The sequence below is a fragment of the Streptomyces specialis genome, from assembly GCF_001493375.1.
GTDB lineage: Bacteria > Actinomycetota > Actinomycetes > Streptomycetales > Streptomycetaceae > Streptomyces > Streptomyces specialis.
The window spans coordinates 122,948-136,159 of record NZ_LN929893.1 but is presented as its reverse complement, the minus strand read 5'-3'; the positions used below and the strand labels follow the sequence as shown (position 1 = coordinate 136,159).

The 13,212-nt window shown below is 75.1% G+C and carries 13 protein-coding genes; 10 read left to right on the top strand and 3 right to left on the bottom strand.

Annotated elements, in window-relative coordinates; translation table 11 throughout:
* Nucleotides 1-42: 42 nt before the first annotated feature.
* The 4 genes from ribH (at nt 43) to BN2279_RS10315 (ending at nt 2,260) form a co-directional block, all read left to right on the top strand.
* Nucleotides 43-528 (top strand): 6,7-dimethyl-8-ribityllumazine synthase, encoded by a 486-nt coding sequence (gene ribH, locus BN2279_RS10330; RefSeq protein WP_059008715.1) that lies wholly within the window; start codon nt 43-45, stop codon nt 526-528.
* A 35-nt stretch (nt 529-563) separates the two neighbouring features.
* Nucleotides 564-836 carry a phosphoribosyl-ATP diphosphatase gene (locus BN2279_RS10325; RefSeq protein ID WP_059008404.1) on the top strand — a complete coding sequence of 91 codons (273 nt, stop codon included), beginning with the start codon at nt 564-566 and terminating at the stop codon, nt 834-836.
* A 69-nt stretch (nt 837-905) separates the two neighbouring features.
* Nucleotides 906-1,754, top strand: coding sequence for an ATP phosphoribosyltransferase (hisG, locus tag BN2279_RS10320; protein ID WP_059008403.1), 849 nt, complete (start codon nt 906-908; stop codon nt 1,752-1,754).
* 71 nt (nt 1,755-1,825) lie between these two features.
* On the top strand, nt 1,826-2,260 hold the full coding sequence (locus BN2279_RS10315; protein ID WP_059008713.1) for a PH domain-containing protein: 435 nt from the start codon (nt 1,826-1,828) through the stop codon (nt 2,258-2,260).
* Here BN2279_RS10315 and BN2279_RS10310 read toward each other — a convergent pair.
* Entirely contained in the window at nt 2,252-4,150 is a 1,899-nt protein-coding gene (locus BN2279_RS10310) for an AAA family ATPase (RefSeq protein ID WP_199827703.1), read from the bottom strand. The genes BN2279_RS10315 and BN2279_RS10310 overlap by 9 nt on opposite strands.
* A 51-nt stretch (nt 4,151-4,201) precedes the next feature.
* The gene (locus tag BN2279_RS10305) at nt 4,202-4,780 is read right to left on the bottom strand and encodes a uridine kinase family protein (RefSeq protein ID WP_059008401.1); all 579 of its coding nucleotides are present in this window, start codon (nt 4,778-4,780) and stop codon (nt 4,202-4,204) included.
* A gap of 134 nt (nt 4,781-4,914) precedes the next feature.
* Between BN2279_RS10305 and BN2279_RS10300 the strand changes: the two genes are divergently transcribed.
* The gene (locus BN2279_RS10300) at nt 4,915-6,285 is read left to right on the top strand and encodes a peptidase C39 family protein (RefSeq protein WP_059008711.1); all 1,371 of its coding nucleotides are present in this window, start codon (nt 4,915-4,917) and stop codon (nt 6,283-6,285) included.
* A 76-nt stretch (nt 6,286-6,361) separates the two neighbouring features.
* On the top strand, nt 6,362-7,519 hold the full coding sequence (locus BN2279_RS10295; RefSeq protein ID WP_059008400.1) for an acyl-CoA dehydrogenase family protein: 1,158 nt from the start codon (nt 6,362-6,364) through the stop codon (nt 7,517-7,519).
* A 37-nt stretch (nt 7,520-7,556) separates the two neighbouring features.
* On the opposite strand, the gene BN2279_RS10290 is transcribed toward BN2279_RS10295, so the two are convergent.
* A complete protein-coding gene (locus tag BN2279_RS10290) occupies nt 7,557-7,916 on the bottom strand; it encodes a hypothetical protein (RefSeq protein WP_079032085.1) in 360 nt (119 codons plus the stop codon).
* Nucleotides 7,917-8,122: 206 nt separating this feature from the next.
* Between BN2279_RS10290 and BN2279_RS10285 the strand changes: the two genes are divergently transcribed.
* The 4 genes from BN2279_RS10285 to BN2279_RS10270 all read left to right on the top strand — a co-directional run bounded on the left by BN2279_RS10285 (nt 8,123) and on the right by BN2279_RS10270 (nt 13,209).
* Nucleotides 8,123-8,563 carry an Lrp/AsnC family transcriptional regulator gene (locus BN2279_RS10285; protein ID WP_199827702.1) on the top strand — a complete coding sequence of 147 codons (441 nt, stop codon included), beginning with the start codon at nt 8,123-8,125 and terminating at the stop codon, nt 8,561-8,563.
* A 47-nt stretch (nt 8,564-8,610) separates the two neighbouring features.
* Nucleotides 8,611-10,251 (top strand): amidohydrolase, encoded by a 1,641-nt coding sequence (locus BN2279_RS10280; protein WP_059008398.1) that lies wholly within the window; start codon nt 8,611-8,613, stop codon nt 10,249-10,251.
* 481 nt (nt 10,252-10,732) lie between these two features.
* Nucleotides 10,733-12,481, top strand: a complete 1,749-nt coding sequence (gene lnt, locus BN2279_RS10275) for an apolipoprotein N-acyltransferase (protein ID WP_059008397.1) — start codon at nt 10,733-10,735, stop codon at nt 12,479-12,481.
* Nucleotides 12,478-13,209 carry a polyprenol monophosphomannose synthase gene (locus tag BN2279_RS10270; RefSeq protein WP_059008396.1) on the top strand — a complete coding sequence of 244 codons (732 nt, stop codon included), beginning with the start codon at nt 12,478-12,480 and terminating at the stop codon, nt 13,207-13,209. Before lnt ends, BN2279_RS10270 begins: the two co-directional genes overlap by 4 nt.
* The last annotated feature ends 3 nt before the right edge of the window (nt 13,210-13,212 follow it).

Here is a 13,212-nt window from a genome sequence, read left to right as displayed (position 1 = left end):
CACACCCGTCACCCCCGACGGACGAGGAACGAGGAGATGCGCGTGAGCGGCAAGGGCGCCCCGGAGCTGACCACGATCGACGGCGCGGACCTGCGCGTGGCCGTGGTGGCGGCCCAGTGGCACACCACGGTGATGGACGGGCTGGTCTCCGGCGCCCTGCGCGCGCTGGAGGAGTACGGCGTGCCCGACCACACCCTCGTGCGGGTTCCCGGCAGCTTCGAACTCCCCGTCGCCGCGCGGGTCCTGGCCGACCGGGGCTACGACGCGGTGGTCGCGCTGGGCGTCGTCATCCGCGGCGGCACCCCGCACTTCGAGTACGTCTGCCAGGGCGTCACCCAGGGCCTCACGCAGGTCGGCGTGGACACCGGCGTCCCCGTCGGCTTCGGGGTCCTGACCTGCGACACCGAGGAGCAGGCCCTGGAGCGGGCCGGGCTGCCCGGGTCCAAGGAGGACAAAGGGCACGAGGCGGTCAGCGCGGCCGTCGCCACCGCCGCCGTCCTGCGCGCCGTCCCCGAACCCCGGCGGTGAGCCGGGGCCGCGGCACGCCGTAGGGTGGCAGCACCATGGCCAACAAGACTTTCGATGAGCTCTACGCCGAGCTCCAGCACAAGGCAGCAGCCGGGGATCCCCGTACCTCCAGGACCGCCGAACTCGTGGCGTCGGGGGTCCACGCCATCGGCAAGAAGATCGTCGAAGAGGCCGCGGAGGTGTGGATGGCGGCCGAGCACGAGGACACCGACCGCACCGCCGAGGAGATCTCGCAGCTCCTCTACCACCTCCAGGTGCTCATGGTCGCCCGGGGCATCTCCCTGGACGACGTATACGCTCACCTGTGACCCCCCGCCGGCCCGTCCCGGCCGGTTCCGCACGACCGTTCACGACGTCACGTAAGGAATTCCACGCCCATGCTGCGCATCGCCGTCCCCAACAAGGGTTCACTGTCCGAGCCTGCGGCGGCCATGCTCCATGAGGCGGGCTACCGGCAGCGCAAGGAACGCCGCGAGCTGGTCCTCATCGACGCGGAGAACCAGGTCGAGTTCTTCTACCTGCGCCCCCGCGACATCGCCGTGTACGTCGGCTCGGGGCGCCTCGACATCGGTATCACCGGCCGCGACCTGCTGCTGGACTCCGGCGCCCGCGCCGAGGAGATCATGGAGCTGGGCTTCGCCGCCTCCACACTGCGCTACGCCACCCGGCCCGGCACGGTCACCGACGTCAGCGAGTTCGGCGGCCTGACCATCGCCACCTCGTTCACCGGGGTCGTCGCCAAGCACCTGGCCGACAACGGCGTGGACGCCTCCGTCGTCTCCCTCGACGGGGCGGTGGAGACCGCGATCCAGCTCGGCGTCGCGGAGGTCATCGCGGACGTCGTGGAGACCGGCACCACGCTGCGCAACGCGGGCCTGGAGGTCATCGGCGCCCCGATCCTGCACTCGGAGGCGGTCGTCATCCGCCGGCCCGGGGACGATTCGCAGGAGGTCAAGGTGCGGCAGTTCCTGCGCCGCCTCCAGGGTGTCCTGGTCGCCCGCCGGTACGTGATGATGGACTACGACATCCGCGCCGAGCTGGTCGAGAAGGCCGTGGCCCTCACCCCGGGCCTCGAATCGCCCACCGTCTCCCCGCTGCACGACCAGGGCTGGGTCGCGGTCCGTTCGATGGTGCCCGTCCAGGACGCCCAGCGCGTCATGGACGAGCTGTACGACCTCGGCGCCCGCGCCATCCTCACCACCGGCATCCACGCCGCCCGGCTGTGACGGAGCCGAAGCCCGCCGCCGGGCACCCCGAGCCGTCGGACCTGCCGGACCTGCCCGTCACGTTCCGGCCGATGGTCACCCGGATCGTGCTGATGACGATCGGCGCCGCCGTCTTCACGGTGCTCACCGCCGTCGCCATCCTCCTCCCGGCGGGCGGCGCGGTGAGCTGGACCCTCGGGGACCGGCTGACGTTCAGCGGCGTCGGGCTGATCGTCTGGGCCGTGATGGCGCTGCTCAGCCGCCCCAGGGCGACGGCGGGCCCGGACGGCGTGACCGTCGTCAACCTCACCACCACCCGGCACCTGGCCTGGCCCGAGATCCTGCGGGTCACGCTGCGGCCCGGCGACCCGTGGGTCACGCTCGACCTCGCGGACGGCACGGTGCAGGCCGTGATGGCGATCCAGCCGGGTGTCGCCCGGCGGCGGGCCCTGGCCGACGCCCGCGCCCTGCGCGCCCTGGCCGCGGCCTTCGGCACCCCGGACGCGGCACAGCGGCCGTCACGGTAGCGGCGGCAGCCCGTCCTCCTCCGTCTCCTGCCGGTGCCCGCCCCGGCTCGACAGCACCTCGCCGTACGCCTGCATCAGATCCGGCAGCCGCAGCGTGGACAGCTCCTGCCGGGTCGGCGCGGTGGCCGCGTCCGACAGTCGCATGTCCCGGAACGCGCAGCTCGACTCGTACAGCGTGCGCACGAACCGGCCATTGCCCAGCTCGTCGATCCAGTCCTCGGCCACCACGTGCTCACTGATGCTGCGCAGCTCCTCCAGCGCCTCGGCGTCCCACGTGTCGCCGTGCTCGGACGCCAGCAGCTCGCCGATCGCCGTCAGCTCGTCGGGCCGGTAACTGGGGAACTCCACCCGCGCGGAGAACCGGGACCCGAGCCCGGGGTTGGCGGCCAGCAGCCGGTCCATGCCCGCCGGGTAGCCCGCCAGGATCACCACCAGGTGCTCCCGGCTGTCCTCGGCCCGCTTCAGCAGCACCTGGAGCGCCTCGTCCCCGTAGGCGTCGCCCTTGCTGTAGCCGGAGTGGACCAGGCTGTACGCCTCGTCGATGAACAGCACCCCGCCCAGCGCCGAGTCGATCAGCCGGTTCGCCTTGACCGCCGTCTGCCCGAGGAACTCCCCGACGAGATCGGCCCGTTGGGCCTCCACCAGCCGGTCGTGGCCGAGCACGCCCAGCGCGTGGAAGATCCGGCCCAGGATCCGCGCCACCGTGGTCTTGCCCGTGCCCGAGGGGCCGGAGAACACGAAGTGCCGCTTCGGCGGCTGCACCGGAAGGCCCTGCCCGGACCGCAGCCGCGCCATCCGCAACTGCGCGGACATCGCCCGGACCTGCTCCTTCACCGGCTCCAGGCCCACCATCCGGTCCAGCTCCGCCAGCGTCCGCGCCAGCAGCGCCGGATCGGGGGCGGGCGGCAGGAGCCGTGACCCGGTGGGCGGCGCCGTGTGACCGGCCGCCGTGCCCGTCCCGGCGGCCGGGCGCTCGCCACCGGCCGCCGCCGGGAACGGCACCCGCCGCCCCCGGGAACCCGCCGGGAGCGCCGGCCCGTCGTCGCCGGCCACCGCCCCGGCGGGCAGCGGCCCGTCCACGGCCCCGGGCGCCGAGGCCAGCATGTGCGCCGTCTCGGGGTCCTCGGCGGCCAGCGCCGACAGCCGCACCGCCGTGTCCATGAACTCGGGGTCCACCTGGTGCACCGCGCGGTACAGCGGGATCGCCGCCGCGCTGCGCCCGCTGCCCTCGCGGGCCCTGGCCAGCCAGTACCGCAGCTCCTTGCGCTGCGGCTGCTCGCTGCGGCAGCGCATCAGCGCGCCGGTCAGCAGCGGCTCGGCCTGGTCGTACATCCCCATCCTGCCCCGGGCCACCCCCGCGAACAGCCCCGCCTCGACGCCCAGTTGGGGATCGTCGGTGAGCGTGGCGGTGAACCGGAACAGCCCCTCCCAGTCCTTCGACAGGTAGCACCGGCAGGCGTGCAGGAAGCGGGCGTGCGCGTCGGCCTCGGGCGGCGGGCACTCGGCCAGCGCGCGGTCCAGCTCCGTCATCCGCCGGCCGTCCAGGAGTTGCGAGGCGTGCGCCAGCAGCAGGTCCCGCTCGGTGTCCAGCACCGGCTGCACCCACCAGCCCAGCCAGTACCAGGAACTCAACGGCCGCTTGTGCCGGGCACGTTGCTCGCCGAAACGGTCCCGGTGACGGTACATCTGCTGGAGCGCGGCCGGTACGTCGGTCCGCAGCGCGTGCAGCCCGAGCCAGGCGTCCGCCATCCCGGGGTCCTCCCGGACCGCCGCGCGGAACTCCTCCTCCGCCTCCGGGTAGGCCGCGGCCGTGTACGCGTCCACACCGCGCAGCCAGGCCAGATCGGCCCCGGTATGCGGAACCCGCGCGCCGTGCGTGCCAGAACTCATGACGACCCCCACAACGGGCTCCCGCTGCCTGCCCTCAGCACCCGGAGGGCCTCATTCGCGGGCTTGGTAAGCACCATCCCTCGGTGTCATCAGGATATCCGCAAAGGGCTCTGAGGGATCATCAGCGAAGTGCCGGTGCTCGGCGGCCTCCCACCGGGCCCAGAATCCGGCCAGTCCCGGGCCGTCCCGGCGGCGGCCGCGCGCCCACGCCACCTCGGCGGGCACCGACATCCAGACCAGGAAGGCGAGATGGGGGCGCAGGGCCCGCCGCCCCGCGCCCACCCCCTCCAGCAGCACCACGGGCGCGGGGGGCACGGTCGCGGTGGTGGTGAACGCGCGCCGCTCCCAGTCGTACACCGGGTGGCGGGCGGCCGTCCCCGCCGCGAGCGGGCGCAGCACCAGCCGGGTCAGCGGCTCCACCCAGCCGAAGAACGCGTCGTGGGTGGCGAAATCGTCCAGACGCACCACGGGCGCGCCGCCGAGGGCGGGGGAGAGCCGCGTGGCGAGGGTGCTCTTGCCCGAACCGGCGTGCCCGTCGATCGCGACCAGCCGCACCGGGCCGCAGGACGGCGGCAGGGCGGCGAGCCGGGCGGGCAGCCCGGCGAGCCCGTCGTCGGCGGTGGGGATCATCGCGGCCAGCGTAACGCCCCACCGGACACCTCTGGTCCAGACCAATAGTGGCGCTCTCCGCTCCCGCGCACTCACTGGCCGTCAGCACCGGCACGGGCGATAGTGGTGACGTCAGGACGCCGAACGGGGAGACCATCACCGTGACCACCACGCCGCGCCGCACCGTCCTCGCCGCCGCCTTCGCCGCCGCCGTCGGCTCCGCCGCCTCCGTCCCCGCGGGCTCGGGCTCCCCCCCCGCCGCCGCGCCGCGGGGCGGCGCCGCGCCCGCCTCGACCATCGGCTACCGAGGCTGGACCTCCGCCGCCGACTGGCGCGCCGGCACCGCCGCGGGCACCTCGGCCGTCGCCGGCCCCCGGCCCGGCGTGACCCTCGCGCGACCGCTCGGCACCGTCGAGTACACCGACCCGCACACCGGCACGACCCGCCTGTGGGAGTACGCCACCTGGCTCTCCCCCGAGCACCGGCCCGCCCCCCCGGCGAGCGAGCTGATCGCCCCCTGGAACGCGGCCCCCCCGCCCGGCACCTGGCCGCGCGTCGAGACGCGCGCCACCTACACCGACGGCACCCGCACCCCCTGGTACACGCTGGGCGTCTGGGCCTCCGGCGACGAGGACGTCCGCCGGACCTCCGTCGACGACCAGACGGACGGCCGGAGCACCGTCTGGACCGACACGGTCGCCGTCGACGACACCGCGAGCGGCCTGCGGCTGGCCGCCTACCGGCTGCGGCTGACGCTCCACCGCGCCCCCGGCTCCGGCGCCGCGCCGACCGTGTGGCGGCCGGGCGCGATGACGTCCGACGGGCCCGACCGGTTCGAGGTGCCCGCGACCGCGCCCGGCACCGGCACGGCGGTGGAACTGACCGTGCCGCGCTACTCGCAGAACATCCACATCGGCCAGTACCCCGAGTACGACAACGGCGGCGAGGCGTGGTGCAGCCCCACCTCGTCCCAGATGATCATCGAGTCCTGGGGCCGCCACCCGACCCCCGAGGAACTCGCCTGGGTGAACCCGGAGTTCGCCGACCCGCAGGTCTGCCACGCCGCCCGCCGGACGTTCGACCACCAGTACGGCGGCTGCGGCAACTGGCCGTTCAACGCCGCCTACGCCGCGACCTACCCCGACCTCCAGGCCGTCGTCACCCGCCTCGCCACGCTCACCGACGCCGAGCGGCTGGTCGCGGCGGGCATCCCGCTGATCACCTCGCAGTCCTTCCACGAGGGCGAGCTGGACGGCGCCGGATACGGCACCTCCGGCCACCTGATGACGGTCATCGGCTTCACGGCCGAGGGCGACGTCATCGCCAACGACCCGGCGAGCGACGACAACGACGCGGTCCGCCGCGTCTACCCCCGCCGGCAGTTCGAGAACATCTGGCTGAGAACCAAGCGGTACGACGCCGGGGGCGCCGTCCGCGGCGGCACCGGCGGCGTCTGCTACCTGTACTTCCCGACCACCCTGACCTCCGCCCAGCGCCACGCGCTGGCCCGCGCCGGGGTCCGCTGAAGCGGGCCGGGGAGCCCGCGATCCGGCGGTCCGTCGCGCGATCCACGACCTGCCGGCACCCCGCAGGGAGGAACAGATGCAGTCCCCCGAGCACCCCGGGCCGCCGCCCCCCCGCGAGGCCCGCGACCCGCTGCCCCTCGTCCGCGACCTCGTCCGGCGCGAGATCCGCCCCACGGCCGCGGCCGAGGAGGCCGCGGCCGTCTTCCCCCGGGCCGTCTTCGCCCGGCTCTCCGCCGCCGGGCTGCTCGCCCTGCCCTACCCGGCCGCGTACGGCGGCGGCGACCAGCCGTACGAGGTGTACCTCCAGGTCCTCGAAGAACTCGCGGCGGCCCGGCTCACCGTCGGGCTCGGCGTCAGCGTCCACACCCTCGCCTGCCACGCCACGGCCGCCTTCGGCACCGCCGCGCAGCGCGCCGCGCACCTGCCCGCCATGCTCGGCGGCGGCACACTCGGCGCGTACTGCCTGTCCGAGCCGAACTCCGGCTCGGACGCCGCCTCGCTGCGCACCCGCGCGGTCCGCGACGGCGACGACTGGGTGCTGACCGGCACCAAGGCATGGATCACCCACGGCGGCGTCGCCGACTTCCTCACGGTCTTCGCCCGCACCGGGGCGGACGGGCCGCGCGGCATCACCGCGTTCCTCGTCCCCGGCGACGCGCCCGGCCTCACCGCCGCCGCGCCCGAGCGGAAGATGGGGATGAACGGATCGCCCACCGCCCAGCTCCACTTCGACGGCGTCCGCGTTCCCGACACGCGCCGCCTGGGGGAGGAGGGGCAGGGCCTCACCATCGCCCTGGCCGCGCTGGACTCCGGCCGCCTGGGGATCGCCGCCTGCGCGACCGGTTTGGCGCGGGCGGCGCTCGACGAGGCCGTCGCGTTCACGACCCGGCGCGAGCGGTCCGGTCGGCGGATCGCGGACTTCCAGGGCCCGCGGTTCATGCTCGCCGACATGGCCACCCACATCGAGGCGGGCCGCGCCCTCTACCTGGCGGCGGCCCGGCTCCGCGACGCGGGCGAGCCGTTCGGCCGGCAGGCGGCGATGGCCAAGCTGTTCTGCACGGACACCGCCATGCGGGTCACCACCGACGCGGTGCAACTCCTGGGCGAAGACGGCTGCACGGCCGACTTCCCGGCCGAACGGTACCTGCGCGAGGCGAAGATGCTCCAGATCGTGGAGGGCACCAACCAGATCCAGCGCACCGTCATCGCGCGGCACCTGACGGGCGCGGCTTGACTGCTCGCGCGGCGCGCGGCCTCGACGGCCGCCCGGCTCACGCCGCCTGACGCATCGCGGGCACGCCGACCTGGGCGTGCGAGAAGGGCTGGAGCCGCCAGTCGAGGCCCTCCGGCAGCGTCACCAGTACGGCGTCGTCGTCACCGCCGACCGCGATCGGCACGATCGCGGTGCCCTCGGCGGCCACCACCCGGCCCGAGCCGGGGCACACGGTCAGGCCGAACGGGTTCCACGGCGTCTGGCAGAGCGCGTGCTGCGGCAGGGCCGCCCCCGGCTCGGCGAGCGCGATGGGAGCGGCGCAGTCGGGGCACTGGACGCGGATCAGATCCCCGTCCGCGTCCTCGTCGTAGAACTCGGCGAAGTCCTCATCGGAATCCGGTGACTTCACAGTGCGCATGAACATCCCCCTCGGATGGCGCGGCGGCGTTGGCCACAGCAAGCATTTCCCGCCGCGCTCGGCGGATAATCGCGAACGGGAACCGTACGCGGACAGGTGTTTGTGTCGTTCGTCACACAGCCGTCGCGGAACCGTTCCCGGCTCCACGGCCCCGGTTCCGGGGTGGACGCTCCATGGCGCCGCCGTTCCGGGTAGGTTACGTTGCCGTGGAGGAACTGGACCGGCGCATCGTGGAACTGCTCGTCACGGACGGGCGGATGAGCTACACCGACCTGGGCAAGGCCACGGGGCTCTCCACCTCGGCGGTCCACCAGCGGGTGCGCCGCCTGGAACGACGCGGCGTCATCCGGGGATACGCCGCCATCGTCGACCCCGAGGCCATCGGGCTGCCGCTGACCGCCTTCGTCTCGGTGAAGCCCTTCGACCCCAGCGCCCCCGACGACATCGCCGACCGGCTGGCGGGCGTCCCCGAGATCGAGGCGTGTCACAGCGTCGCCGGGGACGAGAACTACATCCTCAAGGTCCGCGTCGCCACCCCCGCCGAACTGGAGCACCTGCTCGCCCGCCTCCGCGCGCTCGCCGGGGTCTCCACCCGCACCACCGTGGTGCTCTCCACACCCTACGAGGCGCGCCCGCCCCGCGTGTAGCGGACCCCCGGGGCGCGGACGGCCTCCCGGCGGGGAGACTGGGGCCCATGACCACTGGTTCCACCCCCGGCGGGCCGCCGCGCACCGTGCTCCTGCGCCGCGGCGAGGTCCACAGCCCCGCCGACCCGTTCGCCACGGCCATGGCCGTCGAGGGCGACCGCGTCGCCTGGATCGGCTCGGAGGGCGCCGCCGACGCGCTGGCCGGCTCCGCCGACGAGGTGATCGACCTCGACGGGGCCCTCGTCACCCCCGCGTTCACGGACGCGCACGTGCACACCACGGCGACCGGGCTGGCGCTGACCGGACTCGACCTCGCCCCGGCGCGGTCCCTGCCCGACGCGCTGGAACGCGTCCGCGCCCACGCCGCGGACACCCCGGCCGGCGGCGTCCTGATCGGCCACGGCTGGGACGCCACCCGCTGGCCCGAACGGCGCCCCCCGACCCGCGCCGAACTCGACGCGGCCACCGGCGGCCGGCCGCTCTACCTCGCCCGCGTCGACGCCCACTCCGCGCTCGTCACGACCGCCCTGCTCGACCGCGTGCCGGGCGTCACCCGCCTCCCCGGCCACCACCCCGACGGGCCGCTGACCGGCGACGCCCACCACGCCGTCCGGCGCGCCGCCGACGCCACCGTCAGCCCCGCGCAGCGCGCCGCCGCCCAGCGCGCCGCGCTGCGGCGGGCCGCCGCGCTCGGCATCGGCGCCGTCCACGAGTGCGCCGGGCCCGAGATCTCCGGCGAGGACGACTTCACCGCCCTGCTCGCCCTCGCCGCCGCCGAGCCGGGACCGCGCGTCACCGGCTACTGGGCCGCCCTCGTCACCAGCGCGAAGGAGGCCGACCAGATCCGCGAACTCGGCGCCGCCGGAGCCGCGGGCGACCTGTTCGCCGACGGCTCCCTCGGCTCGCACACCGCCCACCTCCCCCACCCCTACGCCGACGCCCCGCACACCGGCCCCGCGTACCTCACCGCCGACGACATCGCCGCGCACCTGACGGCCTGCACCGAGGCCGGCCTCCAGGCCGGGTTCCACGCCATCGGCGACGCCGCGCTGTCCCACGTGGTGTCCGGCGCGCGGGCGGCGGCCGAGCGCCTCGGCACGGACCGCGTGCGCGCCCTGCGGCACCGCGTGGAGCACGCCGAGATGCCCGACGAGGACGCCGTCGCCGCCTTCGCCGAACTGGCGCTCACCGCCTCCGTCCAGCCCGCCTTCGACGCCGCCTGGGGCGGCACCGACGGCATGTACGCCGAACGGCTGGGCGCCCGGCGCGCCCGCGCGCTCAACCCGTTCGCCGCGTGGCTGCGCGCCGGGGTCCCGCTCGCCTTCGGATCCGACGCGCCCGTCACCCCGCTCGACCCGTGGGGCACGGTCCGGGCCGCCGCGTTCCACCGCACGGAGGAACACCGGATCTCCGTCCGCGCCGCGTTCACCGCCCACACGCGCGGCGGGTGGCGCGCGATCGGCCGCGACGACGCGGGCGTGCTGGTCCCCGGCGCCCCGGCCGACTACGCGCTGTGGCGCACCGGGGACCTCGTCGTCCAGGCCCCCGACAACCGCATCGCGCGCTGGTCGACCGACCCGCGTTCGGGCACCCCCGGGCTCCCCGACCTCACCCCGGGCCTGCCGCTGCCCGAGTGCCTGCGGACGGTCGTCGGCGGCCGGCCCGTATACGCCCGGCTGAACGAGTGATCCATCGTTCGCGCATCCCGCCGAACGACGTGCGCTCCGCCCGCCGCGCCGCCGCCGTCCCGCGGCATTGACCAGCCGTTTTGACCGAAAGATCCAGGTCAGACCACTGTTGACAGGCGACGGTCGTCGAGGGGTAGGTTCGGCCGGGTCCACCACAGGACGTCCGGCCGGCGCTCCTCCGCGCAGCCGTCGAACGCCGCTGGGCCAGTGGGCGGGGTGCCAAGACCCGGTGCCCCGCCGGCGGGAGCCAGGTCCAGGGCCTGCGGCACGGGGGCGGAAGGTTTCGCCCGTCGGCAGGTGAGACCCGGGCGGGGCCCGGCAGCTCAGTAGACAACGGCTTTCGGTCGACCCGCAGCCAGCGGGTCCCGGGTCGGACCGAAGGGCGCCGGGTCCCGATCCGCAGCCCCCGCGTGGCCGCGTCACGTCCTGTTCGGGGTACGGTCGTTTCCCATCGCCCGCGCTCGAAGGAAGGCCAGCGACCGTGTCATCGGGCCCCGAGACGACCACGGCCGGCGAGACCGCCGACGCGCGCCCCACCGCGCCCCGGACGGGCGGCGCTCCGCCGCCGTCCGCCGCCGTCGCGCGGCGCGGTCCCGGCCGGTTGCGGCGGGCGGCGGGCGGGGTCCGGCGGCACTGGCGATCCGGGCTGGCCGCCGCCGTCGCCGGGCTCGCGCTGGTCGTGGCCTTCCCGCCGTACGACCTGTGGCCGCTGTCGATCCTCGCCGTCGCCGCGCTGTCCGCGCTCGCCCGGGGCCGGACCGCCCGTCAGGGCGCGTGGCTGGGCTTCGCGATGGGGCTGCCGTTCTTCGTGGGGCTGCTGAAGTGGCTGCACGTCATCGGCTGGGACGCCGTCGTGGGTCTGTCCCTGGTGGAGGCGCTGTTCTTCGCGCCGATGGGCGCCGCGCTGGCCGTGACCTCCCGGCTGCGGGCCTGGCCGCTGTGGGCGGCGGGCCTGTGGGTCGCCCAGGAGTGGGCCCGGGACCGGGTCCCGTTCGGCGGGTTCCCCTGGGGCCGCCTGGCCTTCGCCAACACCGACGCCCCGTTCACGCCGCTGGCCGCGCTCGGCGGCGCCCCGCTGGTCACGTTCGCCGCCGCGCTGACCGGGGCGCTGCTGTCCTGGGCCGCGCTCCGGCTGGCGGACCGCCCGTGGCGCGCGCCGCGCGCCGCGGTGGCGGTGCTGCCCGCTGCCGGGGCGGCCGGGCTGGCCGCCGCCGTCACGGCCGCCGGGTACGCCGTCCCGGTGCCCACCGACGCGGACGACACGGTGTCGATCGCCGTGGTCCAGGGCAATGTCCAGCAGCCCGGCATGGACTTCCTCGGCCGCCCGATGATGATCCTGGAGAACCACGTCGACGCCACGCTGAGGCTGGCCGAGGACATCGACGAGGGCCGGGTGGAGCGCCCCGACATCGTGATCTGGCCGGAGAACTCCTCGGACCTCGACCCCTTCGAGGACGACGAGGCCCGCGCCGCGATCGAGCGCGCGGTGAGCGCCGTGGGCGTGCCGATCCTGGTCGGCGCCGTGGTGGACCACCCCACCAAGGAGGGATACGTCGAGAACCAGGGCATCGTCTGGGACCCCGAGACGGGCCCCGGCGACTCCTACACCAAGCAGCACCCCGTCCCGTTCGGCGAGTACGTGCCCTTCCGCGAGCAGCTCAGCAAGGTCATCAGCCGCCTGGAACGGATCCCGCGCGACTTCGCGCCGGGCGAGGGCACCGGCGTCCTGGACATCGGCCCGGCCCGCCTCGGCGACGTCATCTGCTTCGAGGTGGCCTACGACGGCATCATGCGGGACACCGTCAACGACGGCGCCCGCGCGCTGATCGTCCAGACCAACAACGCCACCTACGGCCGCACCGGCCAGCCGGAGCAGCAGCTCGCCATGTCGCGGCTGCGCGCCGTCGAGCACGGGCGGGCCGTCGTCACGGCGGCCACCAGCGGCATCAGCGCCGTCGTCGCGCCGGACGGCGAGATCGAGCAGCGGACCGAGGAGTTCACCGAGGACGTCCTGCTGGCCGACCTGCCCCTGCGGGACGACAGGACCGTCGCGGACCGGGTGGGCGCCGCGCCGGAGTGGGCGCTGGCCGGTCTCGGCCTGCTGGCGTGGGCCGGGACCGCCCTCCGGGACCGCCGGACGCGGCGGCGCGGGCGGCCCGGGGACGCCGGGGAGCACGGAGATTCCGGGGGGCCGGAACAACACGCAGCACGCGGAGAGGCCGCCGCATGAGAGTCCTGGTGATCGTGCCCACCTACAACGAGGCCGACAACGTTCCCCCGCTCCTCGCCCGCCTGCGCGCCGCCGTGCCCGACTGCGACATCCTCGTGGCCGACGACAACAGCCCGGACGGCACCGGCAAGATCGCCGAGGAGATCGCCGACGCCGACGACCACGTGCACGTGCTGCACCGCCCCGGCAAGGAGGGGCTCGGCGCCGCCTACGTGGCCGGGTTCCGCTGGGGCCTGGCCCGGGGGTACGACGTCCTGGTGGAGATGGACGGCGACGGTTCCCACCGCCCCGAGGAACTGCCCCGGCTGCTGGCCGCGCTCGGCGGCGCCGATCTCGTGCTCGGCTCCCGCTGGGTGCCCGGCGGCCGGATCGTGAACTGGCCCCGGTACCGCGAGCTGCTCTCCCGCGGAGGGAGCGCGTACTCCCGGCTGCTGCTGGGCCTGCCGGTGCGCGACGTCACCGGCGGCTTCCGCGCCTTCCGCGGCCATGTGCTCGACAGCGATCTGCTGACCGACGTGGCCTCCAAGGGCTACTGCTTCCAGGTGGACCTGCTCCACCGCGTCGTCCGGGCCGGTCACCGTGTCGCCGAGGTGCCCATCACCTTCGTGGAGCGTGAGCACGGCGACTCCAAGATGAGCCGGGACATCGTGGTCGAGGCGCTGTGGCGGGTCACCGCCTGGGGCCTGGCCGCCCGCCTCGGAAAACTCACCGGCACCAGGCACACTTGAGGC

Bases quoted from the DNA above. Each gene is read 5' to 3' on its own strand.
- BN2279_RS10325 (WP_059008404.1), top strand. From the start codon at position 564: ATGGCCAACAAGACTTTCGATGAGCTCTACGCCGAGCTCCAGCACAAG.
- hisG (WP_059008403.1), top strand. From the start codon at position 906: ATGCTGCGCATCGCCGTCCCCAACAAGGGTTCACTGTCCGAGCCTGCG.
- BN2279_RS10315 (WP_059008713.1), top strand. From the start codon at position 1,826: ATGGTCACCCGGATCGTGCTGATGACGATCGGCGCCGCCGTCTTCACG.
- BN2279_RS10310 (WP_199827703.1), bottom strand. From the start codon at position 4,150: ATGAGTTCTGGCACGCACGGCGCGCGGGTTCCGCATACCGGGGCCGAT.
- BN2279_RS10305 (WP_059008401.1), bottom strand. From the start codon at position 4,780: ATGATCCCCACCGCCGACGACGGGCTCGCCGGGCTGCCCGCCCGGCTC.
- BN2279_RS10295 (WP_059008400.1), top strand. From the start codon at position 6,362: ATGCAGTCCCCCGAGCACCCCGGGCCGCCGCCCCCCCGCGAGGCCCGC.
- BN2279_RS10290 (WP_079032085.1), bottom strand. From the start codon at position 7,916: ATGCGCACTGTGAAGTCACCGGATTCCGATGAGGACTTCGCCGAGTTC.
- BN2279_RS10280 (WP_059008398.1), top strand. From the start codon at position 8,611: ATGACCACTGGTTCCACCCCCGGCGGGCCGCCGCGCACCGTGCTCCTG.
- BN2279_RS10270 (WP_059008396.1), top strand. From the start codon at position 12,478: ATGAGAGTCCTGGTGATCGTGCCCACCTACAACGAGGCCGACAACGTT.